The sequence below is a fragment of the Lysinibacillus sp. RS10 genome (assembly GCF_041956855.1).
Lineage (GTDB): Bacteria > Bacillota > Bacilli > Bacillales_A > Planococcaceae > Lysinibacillus > Lysinibacillus xylanilyticus_A.
In genome coordinates, this window is sequence record NZ_CP167122.1 from 3,886,629 (window position 1) to 3,907,554 (window position 20,926).

Here is a 20,926-nt window from a genome sequence, read left to right on the forward strand (position 1 = left end):
AGTGGACTTCTATTCAGTGTCTATTCATCATCCATTTGTTCAATGTCACCCTCAGATGGGGTCTCTACATCTTTTTTAAAGCTTTCGGCTGGTGTTTTCAGCTTCACGACAATCGGTGATTTATCTGAAATTACGGTACCTGCCGATACGCTTTGACTAGCTACAAAGCCCTCTCCAACGACTTCAATTTCTAAATTTGCCATTGATTTAAAGACAAGTACATTTCGCAATGACCAATTGGTGAAGTCTGGCAGTGTCACATTACCTTCTGTCTTTAAAAACACAAGGTTCCCTTTAACAAGTTTTTGAGGACCTTTTGGATACTGGTCAATTATTTTGCCGCCACCACCAACAATAACTGGCTGTAGACCATCATTTGCAAGCTCTACTTGAGTAGCCTCAGCACTTTGACCTGTGTAATCCTGTATTGTTGCATTGTTAACATGCTGTACATCTTCAGGATTAATGTTTAAGTACTTTAAACTATTTAACATAACTGGGTTAAATACTTTTGAAACTGGTACAGAACCAAGTTCACCCTTTAATTTTGGTCTTTTTACTGAGACATACATAATGAGCTGTGGATCATCTACAGGAGCCATTCCTAGGAATGAATACAGGAATTCGTTTGAACCCCACGAATATCTACCATTTCCTAATGGAATTTGGGCAGTACCGGTTTTCCCTGCAACTTGATAATCTTCAAGTATAAAATCCTTCGCTGTCCCATATTTTGCTGTTAATGTAGACGCAAGAATTTCACGTACTTGTTTTGCTGTATCCGCTTTAATCGGCTGTCCCTTTTCAATAGGCTCATGATTTTGAATGGTTTTTCCTGTTGATGAGTCTACAATACGATCAATCACATATGGCTGCATCATCTTTCCGTCATTCGCAATTGCCGTCATTGCTTGAATAAGCTGTATAGGTGTTACGGTAGAACCTTGACCATAAGTCGTTGTAACACGTTGGATAGGATATTGCGATAAAATCGTACCTGTCGCTTCATTTGGCAAATCAATGCCTGTTTTGTGACCAAAACCAAAGCGATCTAAATATTCAATAAAGACATCATCACCAATAAGTTTTAACAAATTTGCCATCGCTGTATTTGATGAACGCTGGAAACCTTCTAGATAAGTAATTGGCCCCCAGCCGACTCCGTTATGATCTCGAATTGTACGATCAAGCACTTTGTAACTACCTGACATATACGTCGCATTTGGTTGCCATACTCCAGTATCAATAGCTGAGGCGAGCGTAAACGTTTTCATCGTCGAACCCGGCTCAATGGTTTCCTCAATAACTTCATTTAACCACTTCACATTTGTGCCTTCACGTGTATCAGGATTAAATGTGGGGCGTTGAGACATTGCTAGGATTTTTCCTGTTTTCGGATCTGCCACAACAGCCGTCATGGATTCAGGGTTGTATTCCTTTTCCACCTGCGTCATCGCTTCCTCTAAAAAGCTTTGAATGGTTTTATCAAGAGTTAAATAAATATCGTCGCCATCCTTCGCAGGTGTGATCATTTTCTCACTATCTGGCAATAGATAACTAAAGGCATCAGTTTCATATTCTACCTTACCGTCTTTTCCAGTTAGCTCTTTATTGTAGGTGTATTCAAGACCCATCTTACCTTTTGTCGTGAACGTTCCATCTTTATTTCCCTCTTTTACTGCGAAGCCAATTAAGTGCGAGGCAAAAATACCATTTGGATAATAACGTTTTAAATCTTTCACAAATAAAATCCCTGGTAATTCTTCTTCTTTGATTTTACTCATTACTTCATGACTAATTCCACGACCTGCACTACCAAATTCAACTTGATAAGGCTTTTCGCCATTAGCATTTTCCTTAGTAAGCTGTTTATATATTTTTTCTTCGTCTGAATTAGGAAGATTTTCTGCTAATATTTTTGCAGTTTTTTCAGGATCTACTACATGCCGAGGGTTTTTTGGATCCGTCGTGGCTTTGTCACTTACAATTGCAATCAATCGATAGCTGAGTGTGTCCTCAGCAATGACTTGACCGTTGTGATCATAAATTTTCCCACGACTTGCTGTAATGGCACTTTCTTTGCTATATTTTGCAGCTGCCCTAGCCGCAAGCTCCTGACCTTCCGCTTCACCCGTTGCCTGTAACGTAACCATTCTCGTGAACAATAGAAAAAAGAGCCCTCCATAAAAAATTAATAATAGAAAGGCTCCCCATTGGAATCGAAATCTCTTTTTTTTCATTCTCCCGGCACTACCTTTACATTTTTCTCATTTTGAGTTAAACCGAGTTCTTTAGCTTTTTTCCATATGTTTTCGTAAGTAGAAAGTTCACTTACACGAACTGTCAAGTCAACATTCTGTTTCGCAATCTCATCTGCTTCAGCTTCGATTTTTTGAATGTCCATGCTTGTCGTTTGAATTGCTGCTTGCTTATTTAAAACCAGTACTGATAATACAGCAATCATACCAATTAAAATAATTAGCATTGTCTTTTCAAACTTCTGGTTCGTTTTTTTACGACGTATGATAGTGGGTTGTGGACTAGGTGGTGTTATCGGTTGTTGCACATGTTGCTGTTGGTGCTGCCTTACACGAACTGCTGCCATTTACTCACGCCCTTTGTCGTTAATTTTCTCTACCACTCTAAGCTTTGCTGAACGAGCACGATTGTTTACTGCCAATTCTTCATCAGAAGGAACAATCGGCTTTCTCGTGATAAGCTTTAAAGTTGGCTTCATGTCATCAGGAATTACTGGTAAATTCGGTGGTAATTCCGGTAATGATGACGCTTCCTTAAAAATAGTCTTGCATAGGCGGTCCTCCAATGAATGGAACGTAATGACACTAATGCGTCCACCTACGTTTATCATATCAATCGCATCGACTAATGAATCCTCTGCTGCGCCTAGCTCATCGTTAACAGCAATTCGTATTGCTTGGAATATGCGCTTCGCTGGATGTCCACCTTTTCGGCGAGCCGCTGCTGGGATACCCTCTTTAATAAGTTCTACAAGTTGTCCAGTTGTTTCAATCGGCGCCATCTTTCGCGCCTCTTCAATTTTACGAGCAACTTGCTTTGAAAATTTTTCTTCTCCATAACGGAAAAATATACGCACTAAATCCTCATATGCCCATTCATTTACGACATGAAATGCTGTAAGTGATGCCGTTTGATCCATGCGCATATCTAGAGGTGCATCATGATGATAACTAAAACCTCGTTCTGGTGTATCTAACTGTGGTGATGAAACACCTAAATCATATAAAATGCCATCAACTTGCTCGATACCAAGAGCTAATAACTCTTCTTTTAAATAACGGAAATTCGAGTGGACAAATGTCACGCGCTCAATATATGGCGCCAATCGAATTTTTGCATTGTTAATAGCTATCGTATCTTGATCAAAGCAAATTAAACGACCTTTTTCAGATAATTGTTGTACTAAATATTCACTGTGTCCTGCCCCACCTAACGTACAGTCCACATATACACCATCAGGATCGATGTTCAACCCATCAACTGTTTCTTTTAATAACACGGTTGTATGATCGAACATACCACTCGCTCCCCTCAGGCCTTAACTTCATATACAGCAGACACGTAAGCGTCTAATAAGTTAAAAATCAAAGCCAATCATATTTTCTGCAATATCATTAAAGGATTGTTCAGACTCACTAAAGTAAGCCTCCCAAGCATCTTTCGCCCATATTTCAATTCGATTCGAAACCCCTAACACTACACATTCTTTCACAAGATGTGCATGCTGCATAAGAGTTGAAGGAATATTAATGCGCCCCTGCTTGTCTATCTCTACTTCCGTTGCTCCAGAAAAGAAAAACCTTGCAAATGCACGTGTGTCCTTTTTGGTCATCGGTAAGCCCTTTAATTTTTCTTCGAGTTTTCGCCATTCATCCATAGGATAGCCAAATAAACAATTATCAAGTCCGCGTGTCACAACAAACGTTTCACCTAAGGCTTCACGAAATTTTGCGGGTACGATTAATCGTCCTTTCGCATCAACAGAGTGTTGATATTCTCCCATGAACATGCTATTCACCCCACTTTATTAAATAATGTACCACATCCCCCCACTTTCCTCCACTTTTTTTAAAAAAAACTTGACATTTAAATATTTAATATGAAATTAGACCTCAAATTCAATATCCAACCCGTGCTAAATGACATAACAAAAGAGCTACCCTTAGTAGGATAGCTCACCGTTTATTATTAATATATGACATTGATCATCAAATCTATATTGTATTAAATCATCATTTAGGTATAAAGATATACTTTTTAGGAATTATAAGTAAAGTATATAGTGATGGTTTCCAATGTTATAATTTTGCTTCAGCATTTCAGTAATTAACATTGGCCCAAACTCATTGAAATATTGATAAGGATTATAAGTTCTTTCCTGTAATCCCTCATTTGGATATAACTCATTGTGTAGCGTCATAAACTTTCGAATTGTCGTTTCATGCTTGTTAAGTACTGTTTGTTCAACCTTTTGCTGTAAATACTCAAATTGTTTAAGATGATTCTCTTTATTTTTCCCAAGTATTTTATCTAACGGAAGATGTTGCTCTTCTAAATAAGATCGAAGCTCATCATATTTTTCTAAAAGCATCTGTTGCATCGTTTGAATTTGACGCTTCGCTTCAGTATCTTGTACTTCAGCAATAAACTGTTCTTTAAGTTGCAACGCTTTCCCATCCCACACATCAGCAACATTCAAATGATGTTCACGCAATAGTTGTTCTACATGACGTGTGACAATCGTGATATGAAGACGCGGAGCAAAAATTGGCATTTGTAAGCCTAATACTGAAAACGCATCCTTCAATGTTGCCCAGTACGCAAGTTCTCCTGGCCCACCCACAAACGCAAGCACAGGTAAAGTCATCTCCTGCATTAATGGTCTTGTTACAACATTATTACTTAATTGCTCAGGATGCTTGTTAGCCATTTCTAAAAGTTCTTCACGCGACATCTTAATATTTGCAGCTAAATTAACAAATAGCTGATTCTTTCTCTCCAATAGATGCCGTTCCCCATCTTCTACAAAAAATAGATTGGCCGCTTCATTCGTTGCCAATATAGGCTTACCATAACCCGCACTTGCTAACTGAGCTTCCTTCTCCGTTACTACCCTAGCAATTTCTTCATTATTACGAATGATGTGGGTAAAATTTTCACTCTCAGATCGACGGAATTTAAAGTCTGCCGCATCAATCATCAGTAAACCTTCATCTTCAAATAGTTGGTTCATGAGTCGCGCAAAGAAGTCCGTAAATGTTTCACTCTTATTCAGAGTATCCACTAATTGTTTAATAAGTATTTCAGTGAATTCTGTTTCACCAATATCTTTCACAATTGTATTTAACAATTGTGTCATAGATTCTTTGTTTATACTTGTTACAGAAGCCATTGTTTTACGTCTTGAACGTTCACTGTACGCTCTTTTTTTAATGTCAGCGCCATGGACTGTATACGTATGGTTAATTTCCTCTAAATCATGATCCTCTCCAGCTATCCAAAAAACAGGAACAACTGGTCGCTGAAGCTTCACACTTTGCTCTTTCGCTAATGTAATGACCGAAATCGCCTTATGCACCGAGTAAAGAGGGCCAGTTAATATACCCGCTTGTTGTCCACCGACAACCGCAACAGCTCCTTGCTCTAGCTGCTGTAAATGTTCATTCGCTTTCTTTGAAATACCAAGCGGCTCCATAAATTGACGGATGATGGCCGTTAATTCTTTTTGATCACGCGCATGCTCATCTAAGTATTGCGCTCGTTTTTCAAAAGATTTATCGTTATATTCATATTCAAAAAACTCATGGATAGCAGTATTTGGCGACCAATAATCTGCTAGCAAACGATTTTTTATGGGTACTCGGATTGACTCCAGTTTCATTTAACACAAACTCCTCTACTCACTAAATCATCTTCTTACTCTAACAAGCAAATTCGAAATAAATTCTTCTAATACTTACTATTATGCGATTTACCCTTAGTATGTTATCAATCGCTAAAGTACATTGGAAATTATTTAATATTTTTTGCACATAAAGAGTTATTATTAAAAACAATTTATAATGCTATCATTTTAACGCTTATGGCTTCAACATGAAAAGAAAATGCTTAGACAGCCTGTAAATATTCAATTACAGATTGAATAACACCTATTATACAAACAACAATATACGCCGTACTTAGTACTAAAAATTGAAAGCGCCAAATTTTCCTAAGTAGCGATTTCACTTCAATCTCTTTTTTTGTTCGCCAATCAATATATGTAAAAACCATTGCCATCATTATCGCTAACGTTACTAATAGAGCGCTAACATTAATATTCCATAGTACATCAATCGCTAGTGGTACTGAAAAAAACAAACACAATGTCGTCACGTCCGATGCTGCTCCAAAAGCATGAGTGCCTCGAAATTTAACCTTTCGACTAATTAAATAGACAATCATAAACAGGAGGATTGGACAAAAAATAACGACACTAATAACAATATGTAAAAAATCTTTCAACGTCTTTCACCGCTCTCCTCTATTGCAAGTACTTGGTGATATAAAGTACGTAAAGTAGGCAAATTATGACCGCCCGCTAGAGCTTTTTCTAGTATTACTCCAACAATCGTGTCAATTTCACTTTTTCTTCCTTGCATCCGATCCGCTAACATAGAGGATGTATTACTCGCTGTTTTTTCACATAAGTCTATCACTCCCAAAAAAGGTATAGCTTGTTCTAGACCTTCAAAAGCAGCTGTTAACTCTTGATAGATAGTTTGCATTAATAAAAATGCTTGCTTATTCGTTACTAGCTCTCCATTCTTCACTTGTAAAACAGCCGTTAATGGATTAATCAAGCAATTGAATACAGCTTTCTCAAATAGCATTTGTTCAGCATTAACAGCCAATTCAACTGGATAAAAAGAATTTCCAAGTTGTAACAACTCGTTAAATGCATCACTACTCCCTCGCTCTATCGCGATTTTGCAAGCCCCTACACCTCTATGTCGTACGGTTGACTGATTTATCATTTGAGCACCAAATGACACAGAACAAAAAGCTATATTTTTTTGCGGTAAATGTAGTGCTTCATCGAAATGCGCTAAACCATTTTGCATAAACAGCAACGGTACTGAACTTGGTAATGAAGACAATTGTTCATAAAGCTTTTGTAATTGACCATATTTAACCGCAATTACAATTAAATCATGCTGTTGCAACTCTTCTATTTTCGTAGTTGAAGCAACCTTTTGAACCGTTTTCGTTCCATCAACATTCACTCGTGTTAAATACTTTGCATTAAGTTCATCCGCTTGTCCTTGCCTTCTTGCCACCAATGTCACAGAGATACCAGACTCAACTAAAAAACTTGCCGTTAACTGTCCTACAGCCCCAGCACCAATAATCGCTACATTCACAACACTCTACACCTCCCACATTTACAAATAGACACACAAAATAAAAGAATACCCTACTAAACAGCCCTATCACAAACCATCGTGACTGCCACTGTCTTTGCCCCTCTCTACAGAAGGAGGTGCCTTAGATTTACTTCTAAGGCACCTCCTATGCAGGTTCTTTTATTATACACCAATCAGGCTTTTATGGTCAGTCAATGCGGGATAAATAATTGTTGAACCACTTAGCGTAGGATTATGTTTTCATTCAAGTTTAAACTCTTTCTAAGTAACTTACTCTACAGCACTTTTAACTTTCAATAGTCGCTACCTCATTTAATCTTTCATTAAAGAATATCCTTGTTGCAACCATTTCACTAGTTTTTCATGCTCATTTTGTAATTCACGGTGCCTCATTTCAAGACTTTGATAGGCCTCTGTTAATTCATCAAAACTTGTCAATGCCAATTTTAAATGGCTACGCATAGATTGTTGCGGTTGATTTCGTACAGCTAGTAGTGACTGACTATATTGACCACGCAACGTTTTATTCCAACGGAAACCACATGCTTGTTTTGTACGACCTAGTTCAACAGCTGCCAATTCAAAAGCTTCTAGCTGCGTTTTGCCATTTTGCACATTATGCAACACAATTTCTGCTAATCTTTCATCGTCTTCCTTTGTCCATTGATCTTTTCTTTTTTTCAATTCCATAATCTATCACCCTCGCATTTTTTACTACTATATGCATGAGCGAGCAAAATAGAATCACCGAAATCAATTTCGCCTTGATGTTAAAAAAGACAGCGATTAGGTTTTGCTATAATCACTGTCGTTATACATTATTTATTGTTCTTCTTTGTTAGGAAATTAGCAACTGCCTCGTGATGAGCTTCACTTTCCCACAATTTTGCACATGTTCGAACTTCCTCCATAACACGCTCATACATATTACACTCACGCCACTTACGAAGCTCAATTTCTTTATAGGCCTTATGAACAGAAGGATGAATTTTACGCATATGTTCAATAAAATCATTCAACGCCTCTTCTTTCGAACCTTCAAAAACACGCATTGCCCAACCAATTTCATATAGTAATTGTGCTGGATAAGGCTTCGCATCAACCAGCATCTTCATCGCACGATCATGGCGTAACCCTCGTTCGAATAAGTACGTGCCGCCACCCCAGCCGCTCGTTATTGCTAATGTCCCTTGTATAAAACCACACTTCGCATGACTTGCCACTAGACGAAAATCGCAAGCTGTCGCAATCTCACAGCCTCCACCAACTGCTGTTCCATTTATCAATGCAATCGTCGGCACAGGCAATGTTGCAAGGTCATATAGTATTTCGCCCATCTTACCTAACATCCCAAACGCCTCATCCTCAGTTTCAAGCGAATGGAACTCAGATAAATCTCCACCCGAGCAAAATGATTTATCCCCCGTACCCGTCACGACTAAAAAACGCACATCATCATGATTCCGAATATATGTAATGACTTCTTGAAGACCATCCATAACCTCATCGTTGACAGCATTTCTCTTTTCCTCTCGATTAATCGTAAAAGTCATGATACCTTCTTTGTTATCAATTATATAAGCCATACTATTTCCCCCTTTGTCCCATTGGATAGATTGTATCATACAATTATTATAGTACTATATATCTCTTCGTCATTGACGAAAGATTCCGTCTTTTTGAACTAACAAAAAGACTAGTAAAGAGCCATGGTCTCTCTACTAGCCTTTTAAGTGAGCAAACACTGTATTATTTGCTTACTACTTCTTTACCTTTGTATTGTCCGCAAGCTTTGCAAACACGGTGTGATAATTTTGCTTCACCACAGTTTGGGCAAGCTACCATACCAGGTACAGATAGTTTGAAATGCGTACGACGCTTTCTTTTTGCAGTTTTAGAAGTTCTTCTAAATGGTACAGCCATTGATGGCACCTCCTTACAGATCGTCTATTCGTCTGTTTGATCAAAATACTTAGCTAAATTAGCAAGTCTTGGATCCACTTTTTGTTCATCAGCTTTTTTGTGTAGTTTAACGTCTTCATCTGTTGCGTAAGACCAGTTTTTACCACCCTGCATTTGCCTTTCAGTATTATCCTTGAACACTTGCATAGGTACCTCAAGAAGCACTAACTCCTCAAGAACTGGCTTCATGTCGATTACTTCACCATCAAGATAGTGAATATCTCCGCCATCTTCCCCTCGTTTTTCTTCGTCAATCCAGCTGAAAACTTCAACTGTCTCAACTTCGATAGGAAACTCAACATCTTCCCACGTGCGTGCACATGGTAATGTTAACGTCGCCGCTACAGTTAGCTGACATGTCATTTGCGATGCACCGAAAGTACATAGCCCTTTTACATGAACGGGCGAAATTGCTCGAATATCCTGGTTTCGCTCCATCACCTCGTCCAACTGGACACAGGCATCGATTGGCATCCCGTTTTGGCGGTATTTAGATAATTGATGAATTGACCATTTCATTCGTTTAATCACCTCGAGACAACACTGTTGATTATATAATGTGTAAAAATAGATGTCAAGATAATTTCTTGTCACCACAATAAAACCCACCTATAATTATATATATATGAAAAGCGTATTTGCTCCAAACCGTTCTAAATAAGCAACAGACTCCAAATTTACTGAGAACGCGAAGCAAATAATTTTGATAAAGGGGGCTTAAATAATGCAAGCAGTCGGAATAGTTGTTGAATACAATCCTTTTCACAATGGACATGCCTATCATTTGGAACAGGCAAAAAAAGTAGCACAAGCGGATATAGTCATCGCTATCATGAGCGGGAATTTCTTACAGCGCGGTGAACCAGCCATGGTCGATAAATGGACACGCACACAAATGGCTCTAGCAGGTGGTGTTGATATCGTCATCGAGCTACCTTATGTCTATAGTACCGCACCTGCAACTGATTTCGCAAAAGGAGCCATTTCCTTACTATCTGCAATTGGTTGCGATTCTTTTGCCTTCGGAAGCGAAGATGGTTCCATTCAACCCTTTATGAATACGTTTCAGCTCATTAAGAATCATCGCACTGAATATGACGCTTTTATTAAAGAAAGCCTTAAAACGGGTGCAAGCTATCCTAAAAGTCTACATTATGCCTATGAACAGCTTTCTCAAAAGTTTCCTGCTACATACATTGATTTGGCACAACCAAACAATATACTCGGTTTTCATTATATTGAGGCAGCCATGGCATTAGATAGTAAGATTAAACCTTTAACGATCCCTCGTATTGCTGCAGGTTACCACGACGCTTTACAAGAAGGTTCATCCATTGCTAGTGCCACAGGAATACGTAAGGCTCTATCAACAACCAGTGCTCTACAAAGTGTCCAAGACGTTCTCCCTAAAGCATCGTTTGATTATTTAACTGATTGGCATGGAAAATACAGTAAATTTGCAAGTTGGGATACTTTTTGGCCTTTCTTACAGTTTACACTTATTCGGCACACACCTAAGGAACTTACTCGCTACGCTGAAGTAACAGAAGGAATTGAACATGCTCTAATTAAAGCAGCGAAAACAAGTCATTCATTCAGCAGCTTTATGGAGAAGATTAAATCAAAACGCTATACTTGGACACGACTTCAGCGTATGCTCACACACATTTATACTGGATTTACAAAGGAACAACTGCAAAGCTTTAAGGCACCATCTAATATTCGTTTACTTGGTATGAGTAGAGAGGGACAAGCCTATTTAGGAATGCATAAAAAAGACATACCTTTACCTTTGATCAGTCGTGTTGCAGCTATGGACAATGCTATGCTTGCTGTGGATATTCATGCAGCAGAGGTATACAATTTAAGTATGGAACACGGAACAAAAGAACAAAGTCTTCCTAAAGATTATCAAACACCACCGATTCGTTTTTAAGTAATTAATTAAAGAAAAATACTTCTAATTCACACCAAAAGGATGCCAGAAAATCTTCTAGCATCCTTTTTTGCTGTTAGAAAACAATTACGTCAATGAAATTAGTTAGCGGGCAAAACGAAGGTTGAGTTCCGTTCGGGTAGACGCTTCCCTAGGGGCGTACGATGAGCCGCTTCACTCGCGGCAGATTTCGGGCCAAGAGATGTTTTTGCGCGAAAGCGAAGCGCTAACGTAGTGTCAGTGGCACGATGTTGGGCACTCAGTCATTGCCTCTGGACGTGGCGTTCTTAGGCAGTGTTTCTCTATAGCGGATGTTTGGACAGCTGAAAGAAGTTAATTTTTATCGATAAACATTCACGCTTTATCAACCAACTTCAGAATTTTATCGACCAACTTTTGAATTTTATCGACTAACTTTTGAATTTTATCGACTAACTTTCACGTTTTATCAACCAACTTTAAGTTTTTATCGACATCCACATTCCAAAGAGCAAAAAAAAGGATTCATACACAAAACTATGTGTGAATCCTTTTACTTTGTTATGTCGCCAAGGATATCACCCTAATTATTAGCGTGTTTTTTCCTGCGAAAGCGCGGAGGAAGCGATTCGACGCTCGCTCAACGGAAATCAACCCACGTTACGATGATAAAACTTTATTTCTGTGGTAACTGTTTTAAATATTCGATTGCATCATCAACTGTTTTAACTGGAACTATTTTCATTTTTGTACCAATTTCTTTAGCAGTCTTTACTGCTGTAGCATAATTAGATTCAAGCTCGGGATATTTAGCTTTCATTTCTGGAGAAATTTCATCATCTGGCGCAAAAAAGATTTCCATACCATCTTTATCCGCAGCAATGACTTTATAGTCTATTCCACCAATTCTTCCAACGGAGCCATCAACCAACATTTCCCCCGTACCTGCAACAGCATAGCCTTTTGTTAAATCTTCTTCGAGAAGTTGATCTAAAATTTCTAATGTAAACATTAGCCCAGCAGACGGACCTCCAATATCCTCTGTTTTCATAGACACCTTTGGATCCGTTTCAATAGACTTACTTTCAGCATACGTAATACCTAAACCAGCTCTTTTCTCTTCTGATTTAGGAATTTCCTTTAATGTAATCGTTACTTCTTGTTCTTTTTGATTACGTATAAATTTAATAGTCACCTTATCTCCAAGTTGCTTTGGCTTCAAAAGATCTACAAGCATTTGTTGGTTCCTAATTTTTTGCCCATCAACTTCAATAATTTCATCACCAGCTTTTAATAGACTATCTGAGGCACCGCCCTCTAGGACATTTAATACAAAAACACCGTTGAAGATAACTTTTGTTTGAATACCAGCCTTTTGAAAAGCTACATACTTTGCATTAAATTGTGAGTCTGACATTAATTTAAGCTGGCGTACATTATATTCTTCTTCATCCTCCAATGGATTTCGAACTTGACTAATATCCATTATTTTTTGATGCTTTTGTGTTTTCGCCCACAAATATGAAAAAGGCGTTGCTTGCTGCATAGCCACTGTCATTAAACTCATAGATCCTTTGTTTTCCGTGTGGTCATTTTCAACGGCAACAAATTTACTGACATCATAAGCACTTCCAGGTTTCATAATATAAGCGTCTAGACGGTATAACATAAAAAAACAAATCAAGACGAGTAACAATGCATAAATACTAATTTTTTTCTTCATTTAGAAGAACACCTCCTAGGACGCTCGCAAATCCATACGTTCATGTTTTTGCCTTTTTTACATATATTGATTTTAGCATTTGCCTATGTGAATGACAAAAAGTTGAAACGAGATGATAACATGTATGCGACAATTCAAATAGCGATTTGCATAGTTCTTATTCTATTACTCTTGTTATTCCCACAAACAGCTCATCATGGTACTGATTTAGGTTTAACCCTTTTTATGGATGCGCTATTCCCTTATTTATTACCCTATCTTATTTTAACGCAATGGCTTCTCCGTTTAACGGCTCCTATGCGAACGAAAACAAAAAGAGCTTCCTTATACGTACAAGCCTATATTATTAGCGCACTCGGGGGGTATCCATCTGGAGCAACAACAATCGTTTACTTAAAAAACAGTGGGCAACTACATCCAAAAGAAGCAAATTTTTTATTAGCTGTATGTCATGCGCCAAGTCCACTTTTCGTGTTGGGATTTGTAAGCCTCGATTTATTACAAAGTAATACGTTCGGATGGTTGTTTTTATGTTTACTACATAGTTTTAATATTTGTTGTTTAATAACGGGTTACTTTTTATTTCGTAAAACGGATCCTCCTAGCATCTCCATACACAATACACCTTTGCATACAGCACCATTCTCTGAAAGCATAAAAGAAACAGCACCAACAATACTATTAGTTGGAACGACAATAATTTTTTTCACTACCATCCAGACGATCGTTCAGCAAGGCTTAGATTCACTGATACCCAAACTTCCCTATATAGCCGAACTTTCCATTGCCGCAATTCTCGAAGTTACAAATGGTCTTAAAATGACCGTCTCGGCTTTTCCCAATCTTTCATATTTACCATTACTAGTTGTTATCTTGTTAACGATGCAAAGTATAAGCATCCACTTACAAATTTTTGTTATTGCGAAATCAGCCAAGCTTTCCGTTCGACCATATATAAAATTCCGCCTACTTAGCATAATCATTGTACCCACTATTTATGCTCTTTTTTTCTTAAAATAACTAAGGCTCATCACCATAACGTGTGGTTGATTTCCGTTTCGACTAGGGGCTTTCTCAAGGTGCCGACTGAGTCACTGTGGCATAAGGGCATTGGCGAATGATGTTTTTACCCTTCGTTCCTCTACAGGCTCGCTATAGGGCACGAAAGAGGAGAAATCCGCTCGACATTCCCCCTTAGAAAACGAGTAGCTCACAGCGAAAATCAGCGTCTCCTAATTAACATGACACACAAAAAGGATGCCTTAAAAATAAGACATCCTCTTTGTATTTTATTTAGTAAAATCATACTTTTCTTTTAAGGCTGCCACAACACAAACAGGAACCAGTTCCCTGACATCACCACCATATTTCGCAACCTCTTTGACGATGCTTGAGCTTAAGAATGAATATTGATTTTTTGTCATAATGAAAAATGTTTCGATGGTTTCATCAAGAAAACGGTTCATCGACGTAATCTGCATTTCGTATTCAAAATCCGAAACAGCACGTAAACCACGGACAATCGCCTTTGCTTTTTTTTCCTTAGCATAGTCTATTAACAGTCCAGATGAACTCTCAATGCGTACATTGGGCAATGTTTTAGTCACCTCAGCCATTAAAGCCATGCGCTCTTCTACTGAAAATAATGGTCGCTTTGATGAATTATTTAAAACAGCAACATAAACTGTGTCAAATACATCTGCCGCACGTTTAATAATATCTAAGTGGCCAAATGTCACCGGATCAAAACTTCCAGGAACTACAGCAATTTTCTCTGACAACTTATTCTCCCTCTTCCTCTGCACAACAATCATTTCGTCTTGGCGTAATTGTAGCTGTCACTTCGTTAATGTGAAGCTCTTAGCCTAAGTCCCTCTATTCAGTAGGTGTTTGGACATCCACTGAATGAAGATAAACAGAAATAATCGTTCCGCCATAAGTTTCTTGTCTCTTTAATACAAAATCCCCAAAACTTTGTGGTAATTCTACTTCTTTTGCATGCTCACATAAGATAATGCCTTCATGCTGAATCTTATTATTGTCGACAAGTACCTGCACTAAGTCATAATACTCTTGATGATGGTATGGTGGATCTAAAAATACTAATTTAAACGTAATATCACGTTTTAATAACGCTTTCACAGCACGCTTCGCATCTATACGAAAGAGCTCAGAATAATCCTCGTAACGACATTTTTTTATGTTTTCCTGTAACACTTGGAACGCCTTTGCATCCTTTTCAATAAAAACGGCGTGCTCAGCTCCTCTACTTAAAGATTCGATGCCTAAGCCACCGCTTCCTGCAAATAAATCGAGCGCAATGCCTCCATCAAAGAATGGACCAATAATATTAAAAATGGATTCCTTCACTTTATCTGTTGTAGGTCTCGTCGTGTTTCCTGTAATGGCCTTTAACGGCATCCCTTTACGTTCTCCTGCTACAACTCTCATGTAGTCAAATCACCATACTTTCTTTATTCCATCTATCAATTTCACCTTGGCGTAATTGCGTCCAGATTTTGAATTGTTCCTGTACAATCCAAAATCTGAGACATCCGCCAGAAGCTTTAGAAAAAACATTTTTGCAGCGAAAGTCAAACCTCCGCTGCAAAAATTTATTCTTGTTGTTCTTGAGTTATAATTTGGATACGATCATCACTTTTTTGTAATTCTACTAAAAATAATCGTTGTAGCCAAGCTTCTTCAACATAATAATGATTGGCAATTTTAATAATTGGTTCTGAAATAGTAGAATATCTACGTTGATTGAATACATAAAATCCAGGCTCGTTCGGGAATCGGAAAATGCGATTATCACTATTTACATAATACCCATTTTTGCCTTCACCAGCAGTATAGCCTAGATACGGCAACAATGTATCAGCAGTATATAATACTTGTCCTTCATGGAGAATAACATGAACATCTTCTTTTAAAACGTCATTAACGTAAACACTTCGCTCATCCTCAAATAACAATGGGTATGTGCCATGTTCTTGTGCCGCATTTAACTTAAAATAAGACGTTTTTGCTTCTAACACCTCTGATAAAAGCTTGTCCATTGTATCAGGAGAAATCGGCTCTTCTCCAAGCTCATTCAGAGCCTCCTGCCATGCCGCCTCTTGATCAGCTGTCATATATTCTTTTAACGTCTTCACGATATCCTTTGTTTTATCTGAACCAATCGTATCCTTCACTAGATAGGATGCCAAAACTTCCGGCAACCATGTTGGCGAATCTTTAAACTTATATTGTGACTTTATTTGAGACATTATAACTTCTTGCTCAACAGCTTGTTCAGTTAGTTCTGGCAAAAATAAAAGTCGATCATCATGTTCTTTCGCTGGACTCTTCTCTTGAATAATAGCAACGTGTTCGTCATTCAAAAACTGTAAATTTTCTAATGACGTTAAGAAATCCTTTGAAATAGCTTCCGGTGCATAAATAGATAACACAGGGGTTTGCTCTTGTACCTTTAGATTACCCGCTTGCCAATAAATATCACGAACTGTACCACTTCCACTAAACATTGTATAGTTAACAAGTGATAGTTGTTGCTGACCTACTAAAGGCAAGCCAGTTATCCACTGACCAACAATTTTACTATCAGTTGAAATATGTACAACAGAATAAGACGCTTCACCATTCGTTAATGTAGCGAAAGCATTTTGGATGAGCATTTTATCTTTTAAGCCACCCTCAATTGGAATTATGTATGAAACAGATTGCGATTTAGTCTCTCCTTTTTTAAAGTATGAGACTTCTTCAGATAAACGACCACAACTTTTTTCATTTTCAATAAAGCAACTAGGATTTACCGCATTTTCTGGCCATTTAATATTCACCTTTTGGTTGGGTAAATTTTTAAAATGTTGGCGAATATCCAAGCTATTTTCCCGATAGACAATTTCGATCTCTTGCGAATAATGGAATTCACCATTTCCTGTTTCTAAATCAGATGAATAAGCATGGTACTGGAAAAATAACGTTCCGGTAATGATTAGTACTAGTATGGAAAAAAAACTCATTGCAAATTTCATGTGCTTGACCTCCCGCAGCATGATACTATGTGTATTGGAAAGGATGTGCAATTATTATGCCACAACAATTTATAGAATTAGGTGAGGGCTATGGTGATGTTTATGAGCTACTTGAAATAGTAAGAACCAATCAAGATCGCTTCCACCAAGCCTTTATACTAACCTCCACAAAAGAAGAAAAAAAGTTTGCTTCTTTAGCAGTCGCTTTAAAACCAGTCGGTGACAGTAAATTCATGCCGATTTATATTTGTCGAGAAGGCATCCCTTTTAATGAGGAGCAGCCTTCAAAGCGACAAAAAATGTTCGAAGAAAGTATTAAACAACTAGATCGAAAAGCGGTTGTTGTAGAAATAAAGCACTCATCTATATTTTCGGAATCAAAACTATTTTATCAATACTTAATCGGGATAATGAGACTTCATCACTATATTCCAGCATTAGTGTAATATTATAGTCCTGCTTTATAGTCATATTCCTTCGCTTTATCTGGTTTTGCATTTTCAAACTCAGTTTTAACGAATGGACGATAAGACTTCACAACGTCTTTCACAAATGGAAGGCGTTGTAATTTTGTTGTCATTGTTTCAATTTCCTCTCGCTCGCAATAAAGCACTACATATTTTTGCCTCCGAGAAATATAAAGAACATGCCCATATTTTCGAAGAGACTTCGCATGTTTTAATTGATGGACGTAAACGATTAGCCCTTGTCGTTCGTTCATATATTATTCCCTCATTTCTTACATAAAAGAATACCATAGACCGGAAAATGATAGCAACAGAGTTTAGCTGACAGAACGCTCATTTTTCCGTTATAATAAAAAAGCATACAACGTTGATTTTCAGAGTTTTACTTTCACTTATACAAGTTAATAGGGAACTAGAGTTTGAACTTCACTGATTTTGTTTGTTCACAAAAAATTCTATAAGTGAATTTGCCAGTACTTTTTATATTATTTTATTGTTAAGGAGGACGAATATGGGTAAGAAAACAAAGATTGCGCTCGCAATTGCAGCGGCAAGTGCAGCTGCTTGGGCAGGTAGTAAAGCTATTTCTAAACCTCAACAACGAGAAAGTAAACAAGCATTACAATTCGATCATCCAGTTATTCTTGCACATCGTGGCGGTGCCGATTTAGCACCTGAGCATACAATGCCTGCTTTTGAAAAAGCCGCACAGTTAGGTGTTGACGGCTTTGAAATAGACATTCGCTTAACTAAAGATGAGGAAATCATCGTATTCCACGATGATACTGTTGAGCGTACGACAGATGGCTATGGTCTTGTTGCAGACATGACTTTAGCAGAAATAAATGCATTAAACCACGGTTATCAATTTGAAGATTTGGATGGGGAATTTCCTTATCGAAATGAAAAAATAGATGTCGTAACGTTACGTGATCTACTAGAAAATTATCCAAATATGTTGATAAATATTGATATTAAAGATGCACCAGATACGTACGAAGGAAGTTTAATGCCCTCTAAACTATGGCGTTTAATTGAAGAGCTTGGGGCAGAGAATCGAGTAGTTGTCACAAGTACTTACGGTGAACAGATAGATCGCTTTAATCTATATGCACAAAATCAAGTAGCACTTGGTGCAGGTGAATCAGATATTCGTAAAGCATTCGCTTCTTTCTCAAGCCAATTTGGACATTTATATCACCCAAAGGTAGATGTATTCCAAATACCGCCAAAATCAGGGGTTATTGCACTGGATTCACCGAAGTTTATTCAGTTTTTAAGCAACTTAAACATCCCTGTTCACTATTGGACAATCAATGACGCGGCAACAATGGATAAGTTAATTCACAACGGTGCAAAAGGTATCGTTACAGATCGGCCTGATATCGCTGTAGAACTATTACAAAAAAATGAAAACTAGAATGGAGCTTACTCTCTATTTCTAAGCTAGTACTAGATAGATACTAGGTCACTACATGAATTGGTAAGGGCCACTTTTACCAGCCCTTACCTTTTACTCATTAAAATTAAATATTCGGTCTTTTTCACCCGTGATGCCACGAATCCCGCTATATTCAAAGAATTTGTTTGTAGCTCTCACCCCATGCATTTTTTAAACAAAGCTTTTATTTCAGATAATCTAATACTGTATCTGTCACATCTCGTAATGTTGCTGTTCCGCCCAAATCGGCTGTTTTAACACCTTGTGCTAATGTCGCTTCTATTGCATTTAGTACGCTTGTGCCAAGCTCATGATAGCCTAAAAAATCAAGCATCATTTTACCCGTCCAAATTTGTCCAAGCGGATTGGCTTTCCCTTGACCTGCAATATCAGGCGCAGAGCCATGGACTGGTTCGAACATAGATGGATATTGTCGCTCAATATTTAAATTTGCGGCAGGAGCAATTCCGATGCTCCCCATAATTGCACCACCTAAATCTGTTAAAATATCGCCAAATAAATTTGATGCAACGATAACATCAAAGTGATCTGGCTTCATTACTAAAAAGGCAGCTAAAGCATCAATATGATTAGACACTTGTCCTATGTCCTCATAATCTTTACCTACTTGCGCAAATACTTCATCCCAAAAAGGCATACTGTATGTAATTCCATTCGATTTTGTGGCACTTGTAACATGCTGACGTCGAGTTTTCGCCATTTCAAATGCATACCGCATCGCACGTTCTGTACCCTTCCTTGTAAAAATGGCATTTTGAATAGCAATCTCATCTTGTCCACTATGTATTCTGCCACCACTTTCAGCGTACTCTCCCTCTGAGTTTTCACGTACAACGACAAAATCGAAGCCATTTGGGTTACGTAACGGCGAAGGCAATCCTTGAAGTAGCTTTGCTGGACGTACATTAATAGATTGTTTCATCTCACGGCGAATTTTAATAAGTAGTCCCCATAATGAAATGTGATCTGGTACTAAATCTGGCATGCCAACCGCACCTAAGAAAATTTGATCATAACCTTTCAATATTTCAATACCATTATCAGGCATCATTTTACCTGTCTCTAAATAATAGTCACAGCCCCATGGGAATGTTGTCCATTCAAATTGGAAGCTTCCATCCAATTGAGCAGCTTTATTAAGAACTTCTATCGCCGCTGGTACAACCTCTTTACCTATGCCATCTCCTGGTATAACGGCAATTCGATAAGTTTTCATTTGTTTATCCTCCTTTTATTTCTATATTGCTTATTCAATCCTATACAATTTTTCCGCAACTATTACACCCCGCAGTCGCAGTAGTATTGTATATAGAAAAAAGACTGTATACAAACTCATAATTCATCGAGTTTGTTACAGTCTAAAAAGAAGTATTACTTAGTTTATGCAGAGCAAGAGCAAGAACCGCCTGAGCCACATCCTCCGCCACAGGAAGAACCTGATGCAAAGAATGGATTACTTACAGGAACTTTCACTGCTTCTGATACAGTTTTCCCCATAAGTAGACTTATCTCGTCAAGTAAATCTTGAAAATCATTTTCAGCAATCTTTAAGGCCGAAACTTTTTCATTTAAATCGAGCGCGCGCTTTTGCTGACGAATCGATTTCATAATTGTATGATAGTCCGGATGATATTTTCCGAAACGTTGTACATCTTCGTACTGCTCTTTTATGCGATTAAATGAGTAAATAGCTTGAACTAATTGGGCATCGCTATAAACAGCATCATACGCTTGTTGCAGCGTTTTCGCAGGCTCAGAGGAAAGAATCATCTCACAAAGCGCATCGGCCTCATCCAAAATGATTACCCAGTCAGAGGTGATCATCATATTTAATTCCCCCAATCTCTTTCCCATCATAACAGATTTTGTGGTAATTTTACATTATTGATATTTTTAAATAAAGGAGTTTTCT

At 37.9% G+C, this 20,926-nt stretch carries 22 protein-coding genes; 4 read left to right on the forward strand and 18 right to left on the reverse strand.

Annotation, left to right across the window (positions count from 1 at the left end):
* Window positions 1-20 precede the first annotated feature (20 nt).
* The 11 genes from ACB089_RS19785 to ACB089_RS19835 all read right to left on the reverse strand — a co-directional run bounded on the left by ACB089_RS19785 (window position 21) and on the right by ACB089_RS19835 (window position 9,926).
* A complete protein-coding gene (locus tag ACB089_RS19785) occupies window positions 21-2,240 on the reverse strand; it encodes a penicillin-binding protein (RefSeq protein ID WP_374963592.1) in 2,220 nt (739 codons plus the stop codon).
* Window positions 2,237-2,605, reverse strand: a complete 369-nt coding sequence (gene ftsL / locus ACB089_RS19790) for a cell division protein FtsL (protein ID WP_374963593.1) — start codon at window positions 2,603-2,605, stop codon at window positions 2,237-2,239. Before ftsL ends, ACB089_RS19785 begins: the two co-directional genes overlap by 4 nt.
* On the reverse strand, window positions 2,606-3,556 hold the full coding sequence (gene rsmH, locus ACB089_RS19795; protein WP_374963594.1) for a 16S rRNA (cytosine(1402)-N(4))-methyltransferase RsmH: 951 nt from the start codon (window positions 3,554-3,556) through the stop codon (window positions 2,606-2,608). It lies immediately after the preceding gene.
* A gap of 60 nt (window positions 3,557-3,616) precedes the next feature.
* Window positions 3,617-4,048 carry a division/cell wall cluster transcriptional repressor MraZ gene (mraZ, locus tag ACB089_RS19800; protein ID WP_374963595.1) on the reverse strand — a complete coding sequence of 144 codons (432 nt, stop codon included), beginning with the start codon at window positions 4,046-4,048 and terminating at the stop codon, window positions 3,617-3,619.
* Window positions 4,049-4,303: 255 nt separating this feature from the next.
* Complete coding sequence (bshC, locus tag ACB089_RS19805) at window positions 4,304-5,920, reverse strand: bacillithiol biosynthesis cysteine-adding enzyme BshC (protein ID WP_374963596.1); 1,617 nt, start codon at window positions 5,918-5,920, stop codon at window positions 4,304-4,306.
* A gap of 227 nt (window positions 5,921-6,147) precedes the next feature.
* On the reverse strand, window positions 6,148-6,543 hold the full coding sequence (locus ACB089_RS19810; protein WP_368635551.1) for a DUF3397 domain-containing protein: 396 nt from the start codon (window positions 6,541-6,543) through the stop codon (window positions 6,148-6,150).
* The gene (locus ACB089_RS19815) at window positions 6,540-7,442 is read right to left on the reverse strand and encodes a ketopantoate reductase family protein (RefSeq protein WP_374963597.1); all 903 of its coding nucleotides are present in this window, start codon (window positions 7,440-7,442) and stop codon (window positions 6,540-6,542) included. The genes ACB089_RS19810 and ACB089_RS19815 overlap by 4 nt, the downstream gene beginning before the upstream one ends.
* Window positions 7,443-7,757: 315 nt before the next feature.
* The gene (locus tag ACB089_RS19820) at window positions 7,758-8,135 is read right to left on the reverse strand and encodes a transcriptional regulator (protein WP_368635553.1); all 378 of its coding nucleotides are present in this window, start codon (window positions 8,133-8,135) and stop codon (window positions 7,758-7,760) included.
* A gap of 128 nt (window positions 8,136-8,263) precedes the next feature.
* A complete protein-coding gene (locus ACB089_RS19825) occupies window positions 8,264-9,031 on the reverse strand; it encodes an enoyl-CoA hydratase/isomerase family protein (RefSeq protein WP_374963598.1) in 768 nt (255 codons plus the stop codon).
* Between the two features lie 163 nt (window positions 9,032-9,194).
* Window positions 9,195-9,368 (reverse strand): 50S ribosomal protein L32, encoded by a 174-nt coding sequence (gene rpmF, locus ACB089_RS19830; RefSeq protein ID WP_010858320.1) that lies wholly within the window; start codon window positions 9,366-9,368, stop codon window positions 9,195-9,197.
* 24 nt (window positions 9,369-9,392) lie between these two features.
* A complete protein-coding gene (locus ACB089_RS19835) occupies window positions 9,393-9,926 on the reverse strand; it encodes a DUF177 domain-containing protein (protein ID WP_374963599.1) in 534 nt (177 codons plus the stop codon).
* A 205-nt stretch (window positions 9,927-10,131) separates the two neighbouring features.
* Between ACB089_RS19835 and ACB089_RS19840 the strand changes: the two genes are divergently transcribed.
* Window positions 10,132-11,343, forward strand: a complete 1,212-nt coding sequence (locus ACB089_RS19840; protein WP_374963600.1) for a nucleotidyltransferase — start codon at window positions 10,132-10,134, stop codon at window positions 11,341-11,343.
* 655 nt (window positions 11,344-11,998) lie between these two features.
* On the opposite strand, the gene ACB089_RS19845 is transcribed toward ACB089_RS19840, so the two are convergent.
* Entirely contained in the window at window positions 11,999-13,045 is a 1,047-nt protein-coding gene (locus ACB089_RS19845) for a SepM family pheromone-processing serine protease (RefSeq protein WP_374963601.1), read from the reverse strand.
* 120 nt (window positions 13,046-13,165) lie between these two features.
* Here ACB089_RS19845 and ACB089_RS19850 point away from each other — a divergent pair, with 120 nt between their 5' ends.
* A complete protein-coding gene (locus ACB089_RS19850; RefSeq protein WP_374963602.1) occupies window positions 13,166-14,065 on the forward strand; it encodes a hypothetical protein in 900 nt (299 codons plus the stop codon).
* A gap of 269 nt (window positions 14,066-14,334) precedes the next feature.
* Here the strand turns inward: ACB089_RS19850 and coaD are convergent, their stop codons facing one another.
* The 3 genes from coaD to ACB089_RS19865 form a co-directional block, all read right to left on the reverse strand.
* Window positions 14,335-14,826, reverse strand: coding sequence for a pantetheine-phosphate adenylyltransferase (gene coaD / locus ACB089_RS19855; RefSeq protein ID WP_368635561.1), 492 nt, complete (start codon window positions 14,824-14,826; stop codon window positions 14,335-14,337).
* A gap of 94 nt (window positions 14,827-14,920) precedes the next feature.
* A complete protein-coding gene (rsmD, locus tag ACB089_RS19860) occupies window positions 14,921-15,496 on the reverse strand; it encodes a 16S rRNA (guanine(966)-N(2))-methyltransferase RsmD (protein WP_374963603.1) in 576 nt (191 codons plus the stop codon).
* Between the two features lie 164 nt (window positions 15,497-15,660).
* Window positions 15,661-17,085, reverse strand: coding sequence for an RNA polymerase II (locus tag ACB089_RS19865; protein WP_374963604.1), 1,425 nt, complete (start codon window positions 17,083-17,085; stop codon window positions 15,661-15,663).
* A gap of 56 nt (window positions 17,086-17,141) precedes the next feature.
* On the opposite strand from ACB089_RS19865, the gene ACB089_RS19870 reads away from it, so the two are divergent.
* The gene (locus tag ACB089_RS19870) at window positions 17,142-17,531 is read left to right on the forward strand and encodes a methylthioribose kinase (protein ID WP_368635564.1); all 390 of its coding nucleotides are present in this window, start codon (window positions 17,142-17,144) and stop codon (window positions 17,529-17,531) included.
* Between the two features lie 2 nt (window positions 17,532-17,533).
* Here ACB089_RS19870 and ACB089_RS19875 read toward each other — a convergent pair whose 3' ends face one another.
* The gene (locus tag ACB089_RS19875) at window positions 17,534-17,806 is read right to left on the reverse strand and encodes a YlbG family protein (protein WP_374963605.1); all 273 of its coding nucleotides are present in this window, start codon (window positions 17,804-17,806) and stop codon (window positions 17,534-17,536) included.
* A gap of 257 nt (window positions 17,807-18,063) precedes the next feature.
* Here ACB089_RS19875 and ACB089_RS19880 point away from each other — a divergent pair, with 257 nt between their 5' ends.
* On the forward strand, window positions 18,064-18,972 hold the full coding sequence (locus ACB089_RS19880; protein ID WP_374963606.1) for a glycerophosphodiester phosphodiesterase: 909 nt from the start codon (window positions 18,064-18,066) through the stop codon (window positions 18,970-18,972).
* 205 nt (window positions 18,973-19,177) lie between these two features.
* Here the strand turns inward: ACB089_RS19880 and ACB089_RS19885 are convergent, their stop codons facing one another.
* Window positions 19,178-20,230 (reverse strand): tartrate dehydrogenase, encoded by a 1,053-nt coding sequence (locus ACB089_RS19885; RefSeq protein WP_374963607.1) that lies wholly within the window; start codon window positions 20,228-20,230, stop codon window positions 19,178-19,180.
* A gap of 164 nt (window positions 20,231-20,394) precedes the next feature.
* A complete protein-coding gene (locus tag ACB089_RS19890; RefSeq protein ID WP_368635567.1) occupies window positions 20,395-20,841 on the reverse strand; it encodes a YlbF family regulator in 447 nt (148 codons plus the stop codon).
* Window positions 20,842-20,926 lie beyond the last annotated feature (85 nt).